Here is an 18454-nt window from a genome sequence, read left to right as displayed (position 1 = left end):
CGAAATGGGCGATATGAGGGGGCTGTGTGGGTTACGGCGACGAGGGCGCCCCTCCCGGCCCTACTCCCGTCCCACCAGCGTCAGCAGCGTCGCCTCCGGCGGGCACGCGAAGCGGAACGGGGTGTAGCGGTTCGTGCCGCAGCCCGCCGAGACGTGGAGGTAGGACGTACGGCCCTCCGCCGTGTGCGTGGACAGGCCCCTCGCCCGGTCCGTGTCCAGGTCGCAGTTGGTGACCAGGGCGCCGTGGAAGGGGATGCGCAGCTGGCCGCCGTGGGTGTGGCCGGCCAGGATCAGGGGGTAGGCGTCGGCCGTGTACGAGTCCAGGACGCGCAGGTACGGCGCGTGGACCACGCCCATCGAGAAGTCGGCCGCGGACGACGGGCCGCCGGACACCTGCTCGTAGCGGTCCCTCTTGATGTGCGGGTCGTCCAGGCCGGTGAGCTCCACCGAGACGCCCTCGACCTTCAGCGTCCCGCGGGTGTTCGTCAGGTTGAGCCAGCCCGCGGCGTCGAAGCCGTCGCGCAGGTCCTCCCAGGGGTTGTGGATCGCGCTCACGGCGGGCGCGTTGCCGTTCAGGCCGTGGCGGCCCTGGGCCTTCTCCAGGAGGTAGAGGGCGGGGTTGCGCAGTTTCGGGCCGTAGTAGTCGTTCGAGCCGAAGACGTACGCGCCGGGGAACTCCATCAGCGGGCCCAGCGCGTCCAGCACCTCCGGCACGCCCTCGGGGTCCGACAGGTTGTCGCCCGTGTTGATCACGAAGTCGGGGCGCAGGCCCGCCAGCGAGCGCAGCCAGCGCTGCTTCTTGCGCTGGCCGCCGACCATGTGGATGTCGGAGACCTGGAGGACGCGCAGCGGGCGCATACCGGCCGGCAGGGCCGGGACCGTCACCCGTCGCAGGCGGAAGGAACGGGCCTCGAAACCCGCCGAGTAGAGCAGTCCGGCGGCGCCAACCGCCGTGATTCCCAGGGGTACTCCGTATCGCGCGCGCATACGACCATCGTGTCAGATCTGAGCACCGCCCCTGACGGCTCCTCCCGGGCCCTCCTTGAAATCAAGGGGCGTATCCGTCCCCACACCTGCGACAATCAGCCCCATGACCACGCTCAAGTCGAAGCTGCAGGAAGACCTCAACGCCGCGATCAAGGAGCGCGACGAGCTCCGCTCCTCGACGCTCCGGCTGACGCTCGCCGCGATCACCAAGGAGGAGGTCGCGGGCAAGGAGAAGCGCGAGCTCTCCGACGACGAGGTCCAGAAGGTGATCACCCGCGAGGCGAAGAAGCGGCGCGAGGCCGCCGAGGCGTTCGCGCAGGGTGGTCGCGCCGAGCAGGCGGAGCGGGAGAAGGCGGAGGGGGTGGTGCTCGCCACCTATCTGCCGAAGCAGCTCAGTGATGACGAGTTGCACGCCATCGTCGCCCAGGCCGTCGAAGAGGCCAAGGCCGCCGGTGCCGAGGGGCCGCGGGCCATGGGCGCCGTCATGAAGATCGTGAACCCGAAGGTCGCGGGTCTTGCCGAGGGCGGCCGGGTGGCCGCGGTGGTGAAGAAGCTCCTCGCGGGCTGATCACACCCCAGCAGCCGACAGGGCGACGGCCCCCATCCCCTCGTACGAGGAGATGGGGGCCGTCGTTGTCCTACGGCGCCGGCGCCTCAGCGGCTTCAGTCACGCCCCCCGTTCCCATTCCCGTTCGACTGCCCCTGCCAGAAACCCTCAGGGATCGAGAACGACGGAGTCGGGAACGTACCGCCGTCCGCGCCACCGTCCGCGCCGCCGTTGTTACCGCCGTTGTCCCCGCCGCCGATCAGGCCGCCGATGAGGTTGTCGTCGCCGTTGTTGCCGTCGTCGTCATCGTCGTTGTCACCCCGGCCCTTGTCGCGGTCCTCGTCGTCCGGGATGTGGACCTTGTTGAACTCCTCGACGGGCTTGCCGTCGAGGGCGCCGAGCATCGCGTCGCGCCAGATCGGGCCCGGGACGCGGCCGCCGTAGACCAGGTCGTGGTACTCGCCGCCGATGTAGATCCGCTGCATCTTGACCTGCTGGGTGGCGCTGCCGACCCAGACGGCGCCGGAGAGGTTCGGGGTGTAGCCGACGAACCAGGCGTTGCGGCGCTCGTCCGTCGTACCCGTCTTACCGGCGCTCTGGCGGTCGGTGAGGCCGGCCTCCTTGCCGGTGCCGGAGTCGACCACGCCCTGCAGGAGGTTGTTGATGGTGTCCGCGGTCTGTTCGGACATCGCGCGCGAGCAGGTCGACTTCGGCACCTCAAGGGACTTCTGCTGGCCGCCGACCTTCTGCGAGATGGACTCGAAGGCGATCGGGGTGCAGTACATGCCGCGGGAGGCGAAGGCCGCGTACGCGCTCGCCATCGTCAGCGGCGAGAGGCCCACCGCGCCGAGGGTGATCGCGGGGCTCTCCGGGAGCTTGTCGCCGTTGCCCTGGCGGACCTGGAGCTTGTCGGTGACGTTGACCACCGGGCACAGGCCGATGTCGGCGACCATCTGCACGAAGTAGGTGTTGACCGACAGCTCCATCGCCTTCTTCAGGCGGTACGGGCCGTGCTCCGACTCGCTCTCGTTCTCCAGCTTCTCGCCGCGGAGGTTGGTCCACGGCTTGCTGTCGCACGTCTGGATCGGGCTCGGGTAGTCCATCTCGTACGGCGAGGGGTACTCCTGCGTCGGCGGGCGGCCCTCCTCCAGCGCGGCCGCCGCGACGAACGGCTTGAACGTCGAACCGGTCGGGAAGCCGAAGTTGGAGCCGCCGTACTTCGCGTCGACCGAGTAGTTGTACTCGGTCTCGTTCTTGCCGTAGCCGAACGGCTTCGACTGGCCCATGCCGAGGATCTTGCCGGTGCCGGGCTCGACGAGGGTGGCCGCCGCGGCGACCTTGTCGTCCTGGTTGACGTGGTCCTTGAGCGAGTCCTGGACCGACTCCTGGGCCTGCGGGTCCAGGGTCGTGGTGATGGTCAGGCCGCCCTGGTTCCAGATCTTGGCGCGGGCTTCCTGGGTCTTGCCGAAGACCGGGTCGCTCTTGAAGACCTTCTCGACGTACTTGCAGAAGAAACTGGCGCCCTTGACCGCGGTGATGCAGCCGTTCTTGGGCTTGCTGACCTTCAGCCCCAGCGGGCTCTCCTTGGCCTTGTCCGCCTCCGCCTGGGAGACGTCGCCCATGTCCGCCATGCGCTGCAGGACGATGTTGCGCCGCTTGGTGGCCTCGGCCTCGTCATTGACCGGGTCGTAGCGGCTCGGCGACTGGACGATGCCGGCGAGCAGCGCCGCTTCCTGGAGCTTGAGGTCCTTGGCGGACTTGGAGAAGTAGCGCTGGGCCGCGGCCTCGACGCCGTATGCCTGCTGGCCGAAGAACGTGATGTTCAGGTAGTTCTCGAGGATCTTCTTCTTGCCGAGCTCCTCCTCGACCTGGATCGCGTACTTCAGCTCCTTGATCTTGCGGCCGAGGGTCTGCTGGGTGGCCTGCGCGACCTTCGTCGGGTCGTCGCCGGCCTCCTCCACGAAGACGTTCTTCACATACTGCTGGGTCAGCGTGGACGCGCCCTCGCTGACGCCGCCGCTCTGGGCGTTGCGGTTGAGGGCGCGCAGGACGCCCTTCAGGTCGATCGCGCCGTGCTGGTAGAAGCGGGCGTCCTCGATCGCGACGATCGCCTTCTGCATGTACGGCGAGATGTCCTTGAGGTCGACCACCGTGCGGTCACGCGAGTAGACCGTGGCGATCGTGCCGCCCTTGGAGTCCAGGATCGTGGTGCGCTGGCTCAGCGGCGGCGTCTTGAGATTGACCGGGAGTTCGTCGAAGCTCTCCACGGATCCCTTGGCCGCGAGGCCCAGCGCACCTGCGGCGGGCAGCGCGATACCGGCCAGCACGGCTCCCGCGAGCACACTGACACCGAGGAACTTGGCGGCCTGCTGCGTCGGCGACAGACCACCGCCCGAGCGGTTCTTTGGCATGGAGGCAGCCTAAACCGTAGAGATGAGCGAACCGAGAGCCGCCCGCGCGCGAGCCCGGCACGGCGACGTGAGACATGCCATGCGCACGGAAGCGGCCCATTCGCCGGACAGGCGTACAGGCCTTGGCCTAAGCTGCTCTCAACTGTCACAGCAGTGCGGCCACGTATCAATACGTCCGGCGACCCCGAATCGTTCTGGCGATAGCCCACTTTTTTGGTGGGGGCGTGTCCGAATCCGCCTTGTGTGTCATCCGGCGTCCGTTGTGACTCAACAGAACTGTCCTGGTTTGCCGGGAAAGTCACGCATGTCGCCAGCTCACTCCCCCGGGTGATCTGCCGCTTACGCATAGTCCGTTCGGGCCATTCAAGATTGGGCCCGAAGGGGGTGTTGCGCTGTGCCCACCTTCCGTAACGTCCTCAACTGGCGGCGGTGAATATGCCGCTGCCGCCGTGGGGGAGCCTCGATTCGGGAGAGGACGGCGCCGGTATGGGCTGGGTAACCGACTGGAGTGCGCAGGCGGCCTGCCGCACTACCGATCCGGATGAACTGTTCGTTCAGGGAGCAGCGCAGAACAGGGCCAAGGCGGTGTGCACCGGATGCCCGGTGCGCACGGAGTGCCTGGCGGACGCGCTGGACAACCGCGTCGAGTTCGGCGTGTGGGGAGGAATGACGGAGCGGGAGCGCCGCGCGCTGCTGCGCAGGCGGCCGACGGTCACGTCGTGGCGCCGGCTGCTGGAGACGGCACGCACGGAGTACGAGCGCGGGGCGGGCATCCTGCCGCTCGACGACGACGAGGTGTACGAGAACTTCGCGGCGGTGGGCTGAGGGGGCTCACGCCGTCAGGCGCCCCGGGCAGCATCGTCAGGCCTTGGGCTCGGGCAGCTCGTGCCGATGCGCCGCGAGCCGGTCTCCGATGTCCCGCAGTCCCGTGAGGTCATGCACATCGCCGGGCAGCGCGGCCACTTCGGCCACCGCAACCTCGGGATGCAGCGCGGTGAAGCGATCACGCGTGCGCTGCTCGCGGGAGAGCAGCTGCATACGCTCGGCATGCAGCCTCAGCAGGCTTGCGGTGAGCTGGTCGACGGACCGCGATGTGACGGGCTGTGACTCGACCGCGGCGGGGGAGCCTGCGTCGGGAGCCGGTGCCGGTGCCTCAGGAACGTCCGGTTCTGAACTGTCGTACGGGTCGGGGGAGTTACGAAGTCCAGCTTTCCCGCCCTCCTGATCCACAATGCGGGGCTCTTCAAGATTTTCCGCGGCGGCGAGCGCCCGCTCGGCCGACAGCCGGTCGGCGCCGCTGCCGTGGACCCGGTTGAGCACCAGACCCGCCAGCGGCATGTCCTCGGCGGCCAGCCGCTCCACGAAGTACGCGGCCTCCCGCAGCGCGTCCCGCTCAGGCGCCGCCACCACCAGGAACGCCGTGCCGGGCGCCTGGAGCAGCTTGTACGTGGCGTCCGCGCGCGTGCGGAACCCGCCGAACATCGAGTCCATGGCCGCCACGAAGGTCTGTACGTCCTTCAGCAGCTGTCCGCCGAGGAGCTTGCCGAGCGCGCCCGTCATCATCGACATGCCGACGTTCAGAAACTTCATCCCCGCGCGCCCGCCGACCTTCGCCGGGGCCAGCAGGACACGGATCAGCTTGCCGTCGAGGAAGGACCCGAGGCGCTTGGGGGCGTCCAGGAAGTCCAGCGCGGAGCGGGACGGCGGGGTGTCCACGACGATGAGGTCCCACTCGTCCCTGGCCCGCAGCTGGCCCAGCTTCTCCATCGCCATGTACTCCTGCGTGCCCGCGAAGCCCGCCGAGAGCGACTGGTAGAAGGGGTTGCCCAGGATCGCGGCCGCCCGCTCCGGATCCGCGTGCGCCTCGACGATCTCGTCGAAGGTGCGCTTCATGTCGAGCATCATCGCGTGCAGCTCGCCGTCACCCTCGACGCCCTTCACCCGGCGCGGGGTGTTGTCCAGCGAGTCGATGCCCATCGACTGGGCGAGCCGACGGGCCGGGTCGATGGTCAGCACGACGACCTTGCGCCCGCGCTCGGCCGCCCGCAGCCCCAGCGCCGCCGCGGTGGTGGTCTTCCCCACGCCGCCCGAGCCGCAGCACACCACGATGCGGGTCGTCGGATCGTCAAGGAGCGGGTCGAGGTCGAGCACGCGCGCGGGGGAGAGGTGCTGGGGCTGGCGCGCCGTGTCCTGTGCCTGGGCCGGTTCCGGACGACTCATGACATCCCCTGCTTCCGACGTACCGCGTACGGCTCCCTACCTGTGAACGGACTCATGACAGTCCCTGTTCCCGCAGCTCGCGCGCGAGTTCGTACAGGCCTGCCAGGTCCATGCCCTCGGCGAGCAGCGGCAGTTCGTGCACCGGCAGCCCCAACTCGTCCAGGACCGCCCGCTGCTCGTGCTCCAGCGCATGCCGCTCGGCGTACTCGTCGGCCTGGACCAGCAGCGGGTCCACCAGCTTCTCGGCGTTCCCACCGCGCCGCGCTCCGCCGAGCCCGGCCGAGGACAGGGCCTTGGCCACGGCCGTGCGCGGGACGCTCCGTACGAGTTCCAGATCGGTCGCGTCCAACACCTCGGGCCGCACCATGTTCACGATGATCCGCCCGACCGGCAGCCGCGCCGCCCGCAGCTCGGCGATCCCGTCCGAGGTCTCCTGGACCGGCATCTCCTCCAGCAGCGTCACCAGATGGACGGCCGTCTCCGCCGACTTCAGCACCCGCATCACGGCCTGTGCCTGATTGTGTATCGGGCCGATCCTGGCGAGGCCCGCGACCTCGTCGTTCACGTTCAGGAAGCGGGTGATGCGCCCTGTGGGCGGTGCGTCCATGACGACACAGTCGTAGACGAACCGGCCGCTCTTGTCCTTCCGCCGCACGGCCTCACAGGCCTTGCCGGTGAGAAGTACGTCTCTGAGCCCCGGCGCGATGGTGGTGGCGAAGTCGATCGCGCCGAGCTTCTTCAGGGCCCGGCCCGCTCCGCCCATCTTGTAGAACATCTGGAGGTAGTCCAGAAGGGCCAGTTCGGGATCTATGGCGAGGGCATACACCTCCCCGCCCCCTGGAGCGACGGCGATCTTCCGCTCCTCGTAGGGCAGCGCCTCTGTCTCGAAGAGCTGCGCGATGCCCTGCCTGCCCTCGACCTCGACGAGAAGCGTCCGCTTCCCCTCGGTCGCGAGGGCGAGCGCGAGCGCGGCGGCGACCGTGGTCTTTCCGGTCCCGCCCTTGCCGCTGACGACCTGGAGCCTGCTCACGTCTTCGAGCCTAACCAGTCGGTGCGCCGACCACGCAGCAGCCTGTGGATAACTTGAGTGCGGTCGGCCGCGTGGCGGCTTGTGGCCAACGGATAAAGTCGGCCACATGACCAAGTGGGAATACGCAACCGTGCCTCTGCTCGTCCACGCAACGAAGCAGATTCTGGACACCTGGGGCGAGGACGGCTGGGAGCTCGTCCAGGTCGTGCCCGGGCCGAACAACCCCGAGCAGCTCGTGGCCTACCTGAAGCGGGAGAAGGCGTGAGCGCGGCCGAGGAGAAGCTCGCCGAGCTGGGCCTGAGGCTCCCGGAGGTCGTGCCGCCGCTGGCCGCGTACCAACCGGCGGTGCAGTCGGGCGTCTATGTCTACACCGCCGGCCAGCTCCCCATGGTGGAGGGCAAGCTTCCGGTCACCGGCAAGGTGGGAGCCGAGGTCACCGCCGAGGAGGCCAAGGACCTCGCGCGGATCTGCGCCCTGAACGCCCTCGCGGCCGTGAAGTCGGTCGCGGGTGACCTGGACCGGATCGCACGCGTGGTGAAGGTGGTGGGCTTCGTGGCGTCGGCGTCCGACTTCACGGGGCAGCCGGGCGTCATCAACGGCGCGAGCGAGCTCCTGGCGGAGGTCCTCGGCGACAAGGGCGTGCACGCGCGCAGTGCGGTCGGTGTGGCCGTGCTTCCGTTGGATGCGCCGGTCGAGGTCGAGGTTCAGGTGGAGCTGACGGAGGCGTAGGCCTTCGGCGGGGTCGTATGCCTGGTGTCGTGTGCTGGCAGCCTGTTCGGGAAGGTCCGGGCAGGCTGGCCATGGCTGTGCGGCGCCGGAAAATGAGCCGCTCCCGGGGCTTGCGGCAGGGCACAGTGACCCTATGGCCGAGACTGTTCCGCGCGGTGGGCTCGACGCTCAGGGGTACTTCGAGCGCGAAGGCTCCCTCGCGCGCGTGCCCCGCGCGTTCAAGCCCGTCGTCGCCGCCGCGCGGGACCGGGTGGCGGACCTGTTCGGGGCCCGGATGCACAGCGCGTATCTCTACGGGTCGATTCCGCGCGGCACCGCGCGCGTGGGGCGCAGCGACCTGGATCTGCTGGTCGTCCTGCGCGAGGAGCCGACCGAGGCCGACCGGGCGGACGCGCGAGCGCTCGACGAAGCGCTGGACGAGGAGTTCGCGCAGATCGACGGGGCGGGGACGTTGCTCGACAGCCGTGCGCGGCTGCTGAGCGAGCTGGAGAGGTACGACGGCGGATGGTTCGTCGCCTGTCTGTGCACGCCTCTGCTGGGCGAGGACCTCGCCGAGTATCTGCCGCGCTACCGGCCCGACACGCTGCTCGCGCGCGAGACCAACGGTGACCTGGGATTGCTGCTGCCCCGGTGGCGGGAGCGGATCGCCGGCGCCGACGACAGCGAGGCCGCGCGGCGGCCGCTCGTGCGGTTCATGTCGCGGCATCTGGTGCGGACCGGGTTCACCCTGGTGATGCCTCGGTGGGGTGGATGGACCAGCGATCTACGGGAGATGGCGGAGGCCTTCGGGACGTACTACCCCGCGCGGGTCGAGCAGATGCGGCGGGCGGCCGTGCTCGGGTACGAGCCGGTGGGTGACGCGGGTGTCCTGCGGTCGTACGTCGATGATCTCGGGCCGTGGCTCGCGGGGGAGTACGCGCGCGTGCACGGCGTCAAGGCGCCGCGGCCCGGGGGACCTGGATGAGGAGCGCGGGCTAGATGAGGCCGTGTTCCTCCAGGTAGTCCATCTGCGCCCGCACCGACAGCTCGGCCGCGGGCCACAGGGAGCGGTCCACGTCCGCGTACACATGGGCGACGACCTCGGACGGGGTGCGGTAGCCGTCCTCGACCGCCGTCTCGACCTGGGCGAGGCGGTGGGCGCGGTGGGCGAGGTAGAACTCGACGACGCCCTGGGCGTCCTCCAGGACGGGCCCGTGGCCCGGGAGGACCGTGTGCACGCCGTCGTCGACCGTGAGGGACCTCAGCCGCCGCAGCGAGTCCAGGTAGTCGCCGAGACGGCCGTCGGGGTGGGCCACGACCGTCGTGCCGCGGCCCAGGATCGTGTCGCCGGTCAGGACGGCGCGGTCGGCCGGGAGGTGGAAGGACAGGGAGTCGGCGGTGTGCCCGGGCGTCGGTACGACACGCAGCTCCAGGCCGCCGACGGTGACCACGTCGCCCGCGCCGAGCCCCTCGTCGCCGAGCCGTAGCGCCGGGTCGAGGGCACGCACGCGTGTGCCGGTCAGTTCGGCGAAGCGGGCGGCGCCCTCGGCGTGGTCCGGGTGGCCGTGGGTGAGCAGGGTGAGGGCGATGCGCTTGCCGGACTTCTCGGCCATGGCGACGACGTTGCGGAGGTGGCCGTCGTCGAGGGGGCCGGGGTCGATGACGACGGCCAGCTCGGAGTCGGGCTCGGAGACGATCCAGGTGTTGGTGCCGTCCAGGGTCATCGCGGAGGCGTTGGGGGCGAGGACGTTGACGGCTCGGGGGGTGGCGGGGCCGGTGAGGACCCCGCCTCGCGGCTGGCCGGGGAGGGCTGCTGCGTCCGTCATGCGTGGGGGCCTTCCGGGGCGGTGGGGGGTGCGGGGGCTTGGCCGGTCGGGATGTGCTTGGTGAACTCGTCGTGGCCGGGCCAGGCGAGCACGATCTCGCCGTCCTCCAGGCGGGCCTTGGCGAGGACGGGGGTGAGGTCGCGGTCGGGGGCGGCGGCGAGGGCCTCGGCGGCGGTGTCGTACGGCGTCAGTTGGCGCAGCGTCGCGATGGTCGGCGGCATCATCAGCAGCTCCCCCTTGTCGTACGCGGCGGCGGCGTCCGTGGGGTGGATCCACACCGTGCGGTCGGCCTCCGTGGAGGCGTTGCGCGTGCGCTGGCCGTGGGGGAGGGCGGCGACGAAGAACCAGGTGTCGTAGCGGCGGGGCTCGAACTCCGGGGTGATCCAGCGGGTCCAGGCGCCGAGGAGGTCGGAGCGGAGGGCGAGGCCTCGGCGGTCGAGGAACTCGGCGAAGGAGAGGTCGCGGGCGACGAGGGCGGCGCGGTCGGTCTCCCAGTCGTCGCCGGTGGTGTCGCCGACCACGGAGTCATCGGTGGGCCCGGCGAGCAGCACACCGGCCTCTTCGTACGTCTCCCGTACGGCGGCGCAGACGATCGCCTGGGCCGTGGCCTCCTCCACACCGAGCCGCGCCGCCCACCACGCACGCGTGGGGCCCGCCCAGCGGATCGGGTGCTCGTCGCGGGGGTCTACGCCGCCGCCGGGGTAGGCGTACGCGCCGCCGGCGAAGGCCATGGAGCTCCGGCGGCGCAGCATGTGCACGGCCGGGGCGGTGCCGGTGTCCTTGAGCAGCATGACGGTGGCCGCCCGTTTCGGGGTGACGGGGGTGAGGGTTCCGTCCGCGAGCGCTCGGATGCGGTCCGGCCACTCCGGTGGGTACCACTGCCCGTTTGCCATGGGCGGAGGCTATCTCTTGGTGCGTGGATGTTCGAGGGGTGGCCTTGGGGGGTGCCTGCGGCGGCCTGTTTGGCTGGTTGGGGGTGCGCGTAGCGCCCGTGCCTGTTTCGTGGGTCGGGGCCGTGCCGGGGGGTGTCCGTCCTCGGTCGGGCGGTTGCCGTACGGCAGGGAGGCTGGCGTTCGTTGACGCCCGCCGCTGCGGGCGGACACCCCCCGGCACGTCCCCTTGCCGCCGTGGGCGGGTGCGGGTGCGGGTGCGTGGGGGTGCGCCATCTCTGACCGCCGCCCGGTGGGGCGGCACACGCCGGTCGGCATCCTCCAGCCAGTCCGGCGTTTGAGGACAAGGCCCGTTCAGGGCCGGCAGCGGGGGTTCGGGGGCGGCAGCCCCGGGATGGGACGGGTAGGGGCGGCGGGGGCGAGGAAAACGTCGGCCGCGTACGCGACAGGGCCCCGCCTCACCGTGAGACGGGGCCCTGGGACGGCGTACGGGCTAGCGCGAGCGCTTCGCCAGGCGTTCCACGTCCAGCAGGATCACCGCGCGGGCCTCCAGCCGCAGCCAGCCACGCTGGGCGAAGTCGGCCAGCGCCTTGTTGACCGTCTCGCGCGACGCGCCGACCAGCTGGGCCAGCTCCTCCTGCGTGAGGTCGTGGACGACGTGGATGCCCTCCTCGGACTGCACGCCGAAGCGGCGGGAGAGGTCCAGGAGTGCGCGGGCGACCCGGCCGGGGACGTCCGAGAAGACCAGGTCGGACATCGCGTCGTTGGTGCGGCGCAGTCGGCGGGCGACGGCGCGCAGCAGGGCGGTGGCCACCTCGGGGCGGGCGTTCAGCCAGGGCTGGAGGTCGCCGTGGCCGAGGCCCAGCAGCTTGACCTCGGTCAGCGCGGTGGCGGTCGCCGTGCGCGGGCCCGGGTCGAAGAGGGACAGCTCACCGATGAGCTCTCCGGGGCCGACGACGGCGAGCATGTTCTCGCGGCCGTCGGGGGATGTGCGGTGAAGCTTGACCTTGCCCTCGGTGACGACATACAGCCGGTCGCCCGGGTCGCCCTCGTGGAACAGGGAGTCGCCACGCGCGAGGGTCACCTCACTCATGGAGGCGCGCAGCTCTGCGGACTGCTCGTCATCGAGCGCCGCGAAGAGCGGGTTGCGCCGCAGAACGTCGTCCACGAGTTCTCTCCTTGTCGACCTGCTCAGGGGATCTTGCTCCCCCACGTACCAGGGGACCGTGCTCCCCATTTTGCCGGACGGTCCAAACAGTGTGATCTGTCACAAGGATGCCGCACAGGTGTCCCGAGGTAAGCGGCAGGGGTCCAATTGGGGGCCGATCTTCAGGGTCCGGGGCGGATGTCAGTGCCGGGCTTTAGGCTGGCCGGGTGTCCAAATCGCCGGTGAGAGCACAGGCCAAGGGGGCTGGGCGGGTGGTTGTACGTCGCGATTCCGCTGTGGGCGAACAGGACCCCGGTGGCGGAAGGAAAACGGCAAAAGCGGCGAAAAAAGCGCCGGGTAGGGCGGTGGCTGATGGCGGGAAAACAGTGGTGAAGCAAACGGCTGCGAAGAAGGCCCCTGCTGCGAAGAAGGTCGCGAGTAAGGCCGTCGCCTCCAAGCCCCCCAAGACCGAATCCCGCACCGCCCTCGTCCGCCGTGCCCGCCGCATCAACCGCGAGCTCGCGGACGTCTACCCGTACGCCCACCCCGAGCTGGACTTCGACAACCCCTTCCAGCTCGTCGTCGCCACCGTCCTGTCCGCCCAGACCACCGACCTGCGCGTCAACCAGACGACCCCCGCGCTCTTCGCCAAGTACCCCACCCCGGAGGACCTGGCCGCGGCCAACCCGGAGGAGGTCGAGGAGATCCTGCGTCCCTGTGGGTTCTTCCGGGCCAAGACCAAGTCGGTCATGGGGCTCTCCAAGGCGCTGGTGGAGAACTACGGCGGTGAGGTCCCGGGGCGGCTGGAAGAGCTGGTCAAGTTGCCCGGCGTCGGTCGCAAGACGGCGTTCGTCGTGCTCGGGAACGCCTTCGGGCGGCCCGGGATCACCGTGGACACGCACTTCCAGCGGCTGGTGCGGCGCTGGCAGTGGACCGAGCAGACGGACCCGGACAAGATCGAGGCCGAGATCGCCGCCCTCTTCCCGAAGAGTGACTGGACGGATCTGTCGCACCATGTGATCTGGCACGGGCGCCGTATCTGCCACGCCCGCAAGCCCGCGTGCGGCGCCTGCCCCATCGCGCCGCTCTGCCCGGCGTACGGCGAGGGCGAGACCGACCCGGAGAAGGCGAAGAAGCTCCTCAAGTACGAGAAGGGCGGCTTCCCGGGGCAGCGCCTCCGGCCGCCGCAGGCCTATCTGGACGCGGGCGGGAAACCGGCCCCGCCGCTGGGGGCCGGATGACGGTGGTGGCGGGACGGGTTACGGCGGCGTCGGGTGGTCGTATGGCCGGGTCGGAACGATCTAGGGGCCCTCGGGCGTTGGACTCGGCAGGACGACGGGGGTGGCTATGACGAGGGCGAGCGATACGCAGGACGGGCCGGTGGTGATCAGCAAGGAAGGGCTGCCGGGCTGGCTGGACCCGGTGGTGCGGGTCGTGGAGACCGTGGAGCCGTTGCAGCTGAGCCGCTTCCTGCCGCCGGAGAGCGGCGCGGGACGCCAGTCCGCCGTACTGATCCTGTTCGGCGAGGGTGACGGCGAGCGCGGGCCCGAGCTGCTGCTCATGGAGCGGGCGAGTTCGCTGCGGTCCCATGCCGGACAGCCGTCCTTTCCCGGTGGCGCCCTCGACCCCGAGGACGGCGACCCGCAGACCGACGGACCGCTGCGGGCCGCTCTCCGCGAGGCCGAGGAGGAGACCGGGCTCGATCCTGGCGGTGTCCAGCTCTTCGGTGTCCTGCCCAAGCTGTACATCCCGGTCAGCGGCTTCGTCGTCACACCCGTGCTGGGCTGGTGGCGCGAGCCGAGCCCGGTGGATGTCGTCGATCCGAACGAGACCGCGCGCGTCTTCACCGTCCCCGTGGCGGATCTCACGAATCCGGACAACCGCGCCACCACTGTCCATCCCAGCGGCCACAGAGGCCCGGCATTTCTGGTCGAATCGGCACTGGTGTGGGGGTTCACCGCCGGGATCATCGACCGGCTGCTGCATTTCTCGGGCTGGGAGCTGCCCTGGGACAGGGGTAAGCAGGTCCCGCTCGACTGGCGGTCATGACAGGGTGTCTGCCGTGCTGTGTATTTCCGGGGGACTCCCTGTCCTGGTGCCGTTTCGCGGTGGGCCGTGCCCCCGGCCGGGCGGGTGGGACCGGAGAGTGACGAGGCGAGGCCTGAATCAGTGAACGTGCTGGACATCCTGTTGCTGGTCGCCGCCGTCTGGTTCGCGATCGTGGGCTATCGCCAGGGCTTCGTCGTCGGCATCCTGTCGGTGATCGGCTTCCTCGGCGGCGGCCTCGTCGCCGTCTACCTCCTGCCGGTCATCTGGGACGCGCTGACCGACAACGCCGAGGTGAACACGACGGCCGCCGTCGTCGCGGTCGTCGTCGTGATCGTCTGCGCCTCCGTCGGCCAGGCCCTGACCACCCACCTCGGCAACAAGCTGCGCCGGTACATCACATGGTCCCCGGCTCGCGCCCTGGACGCGACCGGCGGCGCCCTCGTCAACGTCGTGGCGATGCTGCTTGTCGCCTGGCTGATCGGTTCCGCCCTCGCCGGGACGACGCTGCCGACGCTCGGCAAGGAGGTCCGCAGCTCCAAGGTGCTGCTCGGCGTCGCGCGGGCGCTGCCCGACCAGGCCGACACCTGGTTCGCGGACTTCTCCTCCGTACTCGCGCAGAACGGCTTCCCGCAGGTCTTCAGCCCGTTCTCGAACGAGCCGATCAACGAGGTCCAGCCGCCCGACCCGGCGCTCGCCAACAGCCCGGTGGCCACCCGCGCGCAGCGCTCCATCGTCAAGGTCATGGGCACGGCGACGAGTTGCGGCAAGGTCCTGGAGGGCACCGGCTTCGTCTTCGCCGACCGCCGCGTCATGACCAACGCGCATGTCGTCGGCGGCGTCGACGAACCCACCGTCCAGATCGGCGGCGAGGGCAGGCGGTACGACGCCAAGGTCGTCCTCTACGACTGGGAGCGCGACATCGCCGTACTGGACGTACCGGACCTGGACGCGCCCGTACTGCGGTTCACGGCCACCGACGCCGAGAGCGACGACGGCGCGATCATCGCGGGCTTCCCGGAGAACGGCGCGTACGACGTGCGGGCCGCGCGCGTGCGCGGGCGGCTGCCGGCCAACGGGCCTGACATCTACCACCGCGGCACCGTGCGCCGTGATGTCTACTCGCTGTACGCGACCGTCCGGCAGGGCAACTCCGGCGGCCCGCTGCTCACTCCCGACGGCAAGGTGTACGGCGTGGTCTTCGCCAAGTCCCTGGACGACGCCGACACCGGCTACGCGCTCACCGCGGACGAGATCCAGGAGGACATCGTCAAGGGGCGTACCGCCAGCCAGCAGGTGGACAGCGACAGCTGTGCCCTGTAAAGGCCCGGTGGGAAGTGCGAGGTCAGCCGCGCGGATGGCGCAGGCGTACCGAGACCCAGCGCGCTCGGCGGCGCAGGATGCGCGGAATGCCCACCCGGAGGTCCGAGCCCGGCATCTGCGGGGCGCTGCCCCGCTGGTGGGAGCTCAGCCCATTGGCCGAGCGGCGATTGCGTGCTGCGTCACTGTAGTCGTGCGTCCAGCCCATACCCCGACGTCTGCCCCTGCCCCAAGGTCGATAACCGCCCCCAGGGCCCCCAATTGGCCTATGCGCCAGGCAATTGGCTGTTCGTCGGACAGGTGTTCAGTTCCGGATACCGGGCGCATCGAACCGGTCACCGATCGGGTTCGGGGTCTTTCAGCCAGTTGATGAGTTCGGTGGAGAAAGCGACCGGGTCCTCCTCGTGCGGGAAGTGCCCGAGGCCGTCGAACAGGCGCCAGCGGTACGGCGCTTCGACGTACTCGCCGGAGCCGGCCGCGCTGCGGGTGCGCATCACCGGGTCGAGTGAGCCGTGCAGGTGGAGGGTCGGTACGCGCACGGGCCGCTTCATCCGGCGGTTGAACTGGATGCCGTCGGGGCGGGCGAGCGAGCGCACCATCCAGCGGTACGGCTCGATGGAGCAGTGCGCCGTCGACGGGATGCGGATCGCGCGACGGTACGTCTCCACCGCGTCGTCGTCCGGCAGGCGCGGGCCGGACCAGTCCCGGATCAGCCGGCCGACGAGCGCCCCGTCGTCGGCCGTCAGCTGCCGTTCGGGGATCCAGGGCCGCTGAAACCCCCAGATGTAGGAACTCGCACTCGTCTGCTTGACGTCCGAGAGCATCGCCGAGCGCCAACGCCGGGGGTGCGGCATGGACGCCACCGCGAGCCGGCGTACCAGCTTGGGGCGCATCACGGCCGCCGTCCACGCCAGATACCCGCCCAGATCATGGCCGACCAGCGCGGCGTCGGGCTCGCCGAGGGAGCGGACCACGCCGGTGATGTCGAGGGCGAGGTTGGCCGGGTCGTAGCCGCGCGGGGTGCGGTCGCTGCCGCCGACGCCGCGCAGGTCCATCGCCACCGCCCGGAACCCCGCGTCGGCGAGCGCGACGAGCTGGTGCCGCCAGGTCCACCAGAACTGCGGGAAGCCGTGCAGCAGCAGCACCAGCGGGCCGTCGCCGACCTCGGCGATATGGAAGCGGGCGCCGTTCGCCGCGACGTCCCGGTGCGTCCAGGGGCCGTCCGGCCGTACGACCGACGAGGGGGTGGCGGGATCCGTCATGACGACGAGCGTGCCACAGCCTCGATGGCCGCCGGCGCCCGGTCCTCCAGCTCCGGCTTCGGGGCCGGACGCGGGTGCGGCTTGGCGTTCTGCAGGACGCCGGCCGTCTCCTTCACCGAGGCGGCGACCTTCTGCGGGCCCTTGCTCTTCTTGGCCTTCTTCGCGAAGGCGACGCCGATCAGCGCGAGCACGACGGCGATGAGGACGTTCGCCGCGAAGGACAGCAGGAAGCAGAGCGCGAGGTTCCAGTCGCTCCAGGTCCGAATGCCGTACGCGAGGGCGAAGTTCAGCATCGGCAGCGAGAACACCAGCACGGCGACCGCCGCAATGAACGCGCCGCCGCTCGTCGCGCCGCGCTTGACGTCCTGCTTGAGCTGCGCTTTCGCCAGTGCGATCTCGTCATGCACCAGCGCCGACATCTCGGTCGTCGCCGAGGCGAACAGCTGGCCGATGCTGCGTTCGGCGCCGACCGGGCTGCCGTCGGGTGCGCTCATCGCGGTCTCCCTCGTCATGTACGGATCCGTCTTCCGTATAAGTGCGTACGGTTCCGTCTTTTGTACCGTCCCGTCAGATCATGCCCGACGGTGCTCCTCCTCGCCTGCCCTGCCCGCCACTTCGGCAAGCGCGTGGCGTGCGGCGAGCTTCTCCTCGGCGAGACGGCGGTGTTCGGCGGCCTTGCGTTCGAAGATGGCGGCCATCCGGAGGTGGTACTCCGGCTCGTCCTGTTCGTAGATGTCCGGAATGCCGTCGGCGTCGTCGTCGCGCTCCTCGGCCTCGACCATCCCGCGGTACTTGGCGTTACGTATCTTCAGCAGCACCGTCGCCAGGATCGCCGCGGTGAGGGACCCGAGCAGTACGGCGGCCTTGACCTCGTCGGTCAGCGTGGCGTCGCCCGCGAAGGCGAGCTCGCCGATGAGCAGCGAGACGGTGAAGCCGATGCCGGCGAGGGTCGCGACGGCGAACACGTCCGCCCACTCCAGGTCGTCGCTGAGCGAGGCCCTGGTGAAACGTGCCGTCAGCCAGGTGCCGCCGAAGATGCCGACCGTCTTGCCGACCACAAGCCCGAGGACCACGCCGAGCGTCTCCGGCTGGCGCACCACATCGCCGAGCGCGCCGCCGGAGACCACCACACCGGCGCTGAACAGCGCGAACAGAGGGACGGCGAGCCCAGCGGACACCGGGCGCACGAGGTGCTCGATGTGCTCGCCGGGGGAGTGCTCCTCGTCCTCGTGCCTGGTGCAGCGCATCATCAGGCCCATCGCGACGCCCGCGATGGTGGCGTGGACGCCGCTGTTGTACATCAGCCCCCAGATCACCAGGGCGAGCGGGACGTACACGTACCACCCGCGTACGCCCTTCCTCAGCAGCAGCCAGAACACGCCGAGGCCCACGACGGCCCCGCCGAGCGCGGCGAAGTTGAGGTCCGCGGTGAAGAAGATCGCGATGATCAGGATGGCGAAGAGGTCGTCGACGACGGCGAGGGTGAGCAGGAACGCGCGCAGGGCGCTGGGCAGGGAGGTGCCGATGACGGCGAGCACGGCGAGCGCGAAGGCGATGTCCGTGGCGGTCGGGACCGCCCAGCCCACCGAGGAACCGTGTCCGGTGATGTTGGTCAGCGTGTAGACGAGCGCGGGCACCGCCATCCCGCACAGCGCGGCGACGACCGGCAGTACGGCCGCCTTGGGGTCCCTGAGATCGCCGGCCACCAGCTCACGCTTGAGTTCGATGCCGGCGACGAAGAAGAAGATCGCGAGCAGGCCGTCGGCGGCCCAGTGCTCGATGGACAGATTCAGACCGAGGGCCTCGGGGCCGAGGTGGAAGTGGCCGACACTCTCGTAGCTGTCGCGCAGCGCGGGGACGTTCGCCCAGATCAGCGCGGTGATCGCGGCGAGGAGCAGCAGGACACCGCCGACGGTCTCGGTGCGCAGCGCGTCCCCGACGAAGTTCCGCTCGGGGAGGGACAGCCGTCCGAAGACCTTGCGGACGGGAGCGGGGGTGCGGGGCGCGGTCACGGGGAGGACCTCCGGTCGGTGGGCAGGACGGAGCACATTGCCGACCAG

At 70.3% G+C, this 18454-nt stretch carries 19 protein-coding genes; 8 read left to right on the top strand and 11 right to left on the bottom strand.

Annotated elements, in window-relative coordinates:
- Nucleotides 1-60: 60 nt before the first annotated feature.
- Nucleotides 61-987, bottom strand: coding sequence for a metallophosphoesterase (locus IE325_RS39370; RefSeq protein WP_190074980.1), 927 nt, complete (start codon nucleotides 985-987; stop codon nucleotides 61-63).
- Nucleotides 988-1090: 103 nt separating this feature from the next.
- Here IE325_RS39370 and IE325_RS39365 point away from each other — a divergent pair, with 103 nt between their 5' ends.
- The gene (locus tag IE325_RS39365; protein WP_190074979.1) at nucleotides 1091-1555 is read left to right on the top strand and encodes a GatB/YqeY domain-containing protein; all 465 of its coding nucleotides are present in this window, start codon (nucleotides 1091-1093) and stop codon (nucleotides 1553-1555) included.
- A 95-nt stretch (nucleotides 1556-1650) separates the two neighbouring features.
- Here IE325_RS39365 and IE325_RS39360 read toward each other — a convergent pair whose 3' ends face one another.
- Nucleotides 1651-3945, bottom strand: coding sequence for a transglycosylase domain-containing protein (locus IE325_RS39360; protein ID WP_190074978.1), 2295 nt, complete (start codon nucleotides 3943-3945; stop codon nucleotides 1651-1653).
- 486 nt (nucleotides 3946-4431) lie between these two features.
- Between IE325_RS39360 and wblA the strand changes: the two genes are divergently transcribed.
- Complete coding sequence (gene wblA / locus IE325_RS39355; RefSeq protein WP_190074977.1) at nucleotides 4432-4770, top strand: transcriptional regulator WblA; 339 nt, start codon at nucleotides 4432-4434, stop codon at nucleotides 4768-4770.
- A 36-nt stretch (nucleotides 4771-4806) separates the two neighbouring features.
- On the opposite strand, the gene bagB is transcribed toward wblA, so the two are convergent.
- Entirely contained in the window at nucleotides 4807-6165 is a 1359-nt protein-coding gene (gene bagB / locus IE325_RS39350; RefSeq protein ID WP_190074976.1) for an ATPase BagB, read from the bottom strand.
- A 52-nt stretch (nucleotides 6166-6217) separates the two neighbouring features.
- Nucleotides 6218-7195, bottom strand: a complete 978-nt coding sequence (gene bagA / locus IE325_RS39345) for an ATPase BagA (RefSeq protein WP_190074975.1) — start codon at nucleotides 7193-7195, stop codon at nucleotides 6218-6220.
- 106 nt (nucleotides 7196-7301) lie between these two features.
- On the opposite strand from bagA, the gene sp36 reads away from it, so the two are divergent.
- The 3 genes from sp36 (at nucleotide 7302) to IE325_RS39330 (ending at nucleotide 8888) form a co-directional block, all read left to right on the top strand.
- Nucleotides 7302-7460, top strand: a complete 159-nt coding sequence (gene sp36, locus IE325_RS39340; RefSeq protein ID WP_003967454.1) for a Sp36 family protein — start codon at nucleotides 7302-7304, stop codon at nucleotides 7458-7460.
- Nucleotides 7457-7924, top strand: a complete 468-nt coding sequence (locus IE325_RS39335) for a RidA family protein (RefSeq protein WP_190074974.1) — start codon at nucleotides 7457-7459, stop codon at nucleotides 7922-7924. Before sp36 ends, IE325_RS39335 begins: the two co-directional genes overlap by 4 nt.
- Before the next feature lie 133 nt (nucleotides 7925-8057).
- Nucleotides 8058-8888, top strand: a complete 831-nt coding sequence (locus IE325_RS39330) for a nucleotidyltransferase domain-containing protein (RefSeq protein WP_190074973.1) — start codon at nucleotides 8058-8060, stop codon at nucleotides 8886-8888.
- A 10-nt stretch (nucleotides 8889-8898) separates the two neighbouring features.
- Here IE325_RS39330 and IE325_RS39325 read toward each other — a convergent pair whose 3' ends face one another.
- The 3 genes from IE325_RS39325 to IE325_RS39315 all read right to left on the bottom strand — a co-directional run bounded on the left by IE325_RS39325 (nucleotide 8899) and on the right by IE325_RS39315 (nucleotide 11787).
- Nucleotides 8899-9729 (bottom strand): MBL fold metallo-hydrolase, encoded by an 831-nt coding sequence (locus IE325_RS39325; RefSeq protein WP_190074972.1) that lies wholly within the window; start codon nucleotides 9727-9729, stop codon nucleotides 8899-8901.
- Nucleotides 9726-10622, bottom strand: coding sequence for an NUDIX hydrolase (locus IE325_RS39320; RefSeq protein ID WP_190074971.1), 897 nt, complete (start codon nucleotides 10620-10622; stop codon nucleotides 9726-9728). Before IE325_RS39320 ends, IE325_RS39325 begins: the two co-directional genes overlap by 4 nt.
- A gap of 490 nt (nucleotides 10623-11112) precedes the next feature.
- Entirely contained in the window at nucleotides 11113-11787 is a 675-nt protein-coding gene (locus tag IE325_RS39315; RefSeq protein ID WP_015658871.1) for a Crp/Fnr family transcriptional regulator, read from the bottom strand.
- 251 nt (nucleotides 11788-12038) lie between these two features.
- On the opposite strand from IE325_RS39315, the gene nth reads away from it, so the two are divergent.
- The 3 genes from nth (at nucleotide 12039) to IE325_RS39300 (ending at nucleotide 15135) form a co-directional block, all read left to right on the top strand.
- A complete protein-coding gene (nth, locus tag IE325_RS39310) occupies nucleotides 12039-13007 on the top strand; it encodes an endonuclease III (RefSeq protein ID WP_373315310.1) in 969 nt (322 codons plus the stop codon).
- 106 nt (nucleotides 13008-13113) lie between these two features.
- Entirely contained in the window at nucleotides 13114-13815 is a 702-nt protein-coding gene (locus tag IE325_RS39305) for an NUDIX hydrolase (RefSeq protein WP_190075008.1), read from the top strand.
- A 120-nt stretch (nucleotides 13816-13935) separates the two neighbouring features.
- Nucleotides 13936-15135, top strand: coding sequence for a MarP family serine protease (locus IE325_RS39300; protein WP_190074969.1), 1200 nt, complete (start codon nucleotides 13936-13938; stop codon nucleotides 15133-15135).
- A 22-nt stretch (nucleotides 15136-15157) separates the two neighbouring features.
- Here IE325_RS39300 and IE325_RS46400 read toward each other — a convergent pair whose 3' ends face one another.
- The 4 genes from IE325_RS46400 to nhaA all read right to left on the bottom strand — a co-directional run bounded on the left by IE325_RS46400 (nucleotide 15158) and on the right by nhaA (nucleotide 18406).
- Complete coding sequence (locus tag IE325_RS46400) at nucleotides 15158-15340, bottom strand: hypothetical protein (RefSeq protein ID WP_229912355.1); 183 nt, start codon at nucleotides 15338-15340, stop codon at nucleotides 15158-15160.
- 127 nt (nucleotides 15341-15467) lie between these two features.
- Nucleotides 15468-16394 (bottom strand): alpha/beta fold hydrolase, encoded by a 927-nt coding sequence (locus tag IE325_RS39295; RefSeq protein ID WP_190074968.1) that lies wholly within the window; start codon nucleotides 16392-16394, stop codon nucleotides 15468-15470.
- On the bottom strand, nucleotides 16391-16888 hold the full coding sequence (locus tag IE325_RS39290) for a phage holin family protein (protein ID WP_190074967.1): 498 nt from the start codon (nucleotides 16886-16888) through the stop codon (nucleotides 16391-16393). Before IE325_RS39290 ends, IE325_RS39295 begins: the two co-directional genes overlap by 4 nt.
- Nucleotides 16889-16966: 78 nt before the next feature.
- Complete coding sequence (gene nhaA, locus IE325_RS39285; protein ID WP_190074966.1) at nucleotides 16967-18406, bottom strand: Na+/H+ antiporter NhaA; 1440 nt, start codon at nucleotides 18404-18406, stop codon at nucleotides 16967-16969.
- Nucleotides 18407-18454 lie beyond the last annotated feature (48 nt).

The organism is Streptomyces lanatus (genome assembly GCF_014655715.1).
Taxonomy (GTDB): domain Bacteria; phylum Actinomycetota; class Actinomycetes; order Streptomycetales; family Streptomycetaceae; genus Streptomyces; species Streptomyces lanatus.
This window is presented reverse-complemented; position numbering and strand designations above follow the sequence as displayed.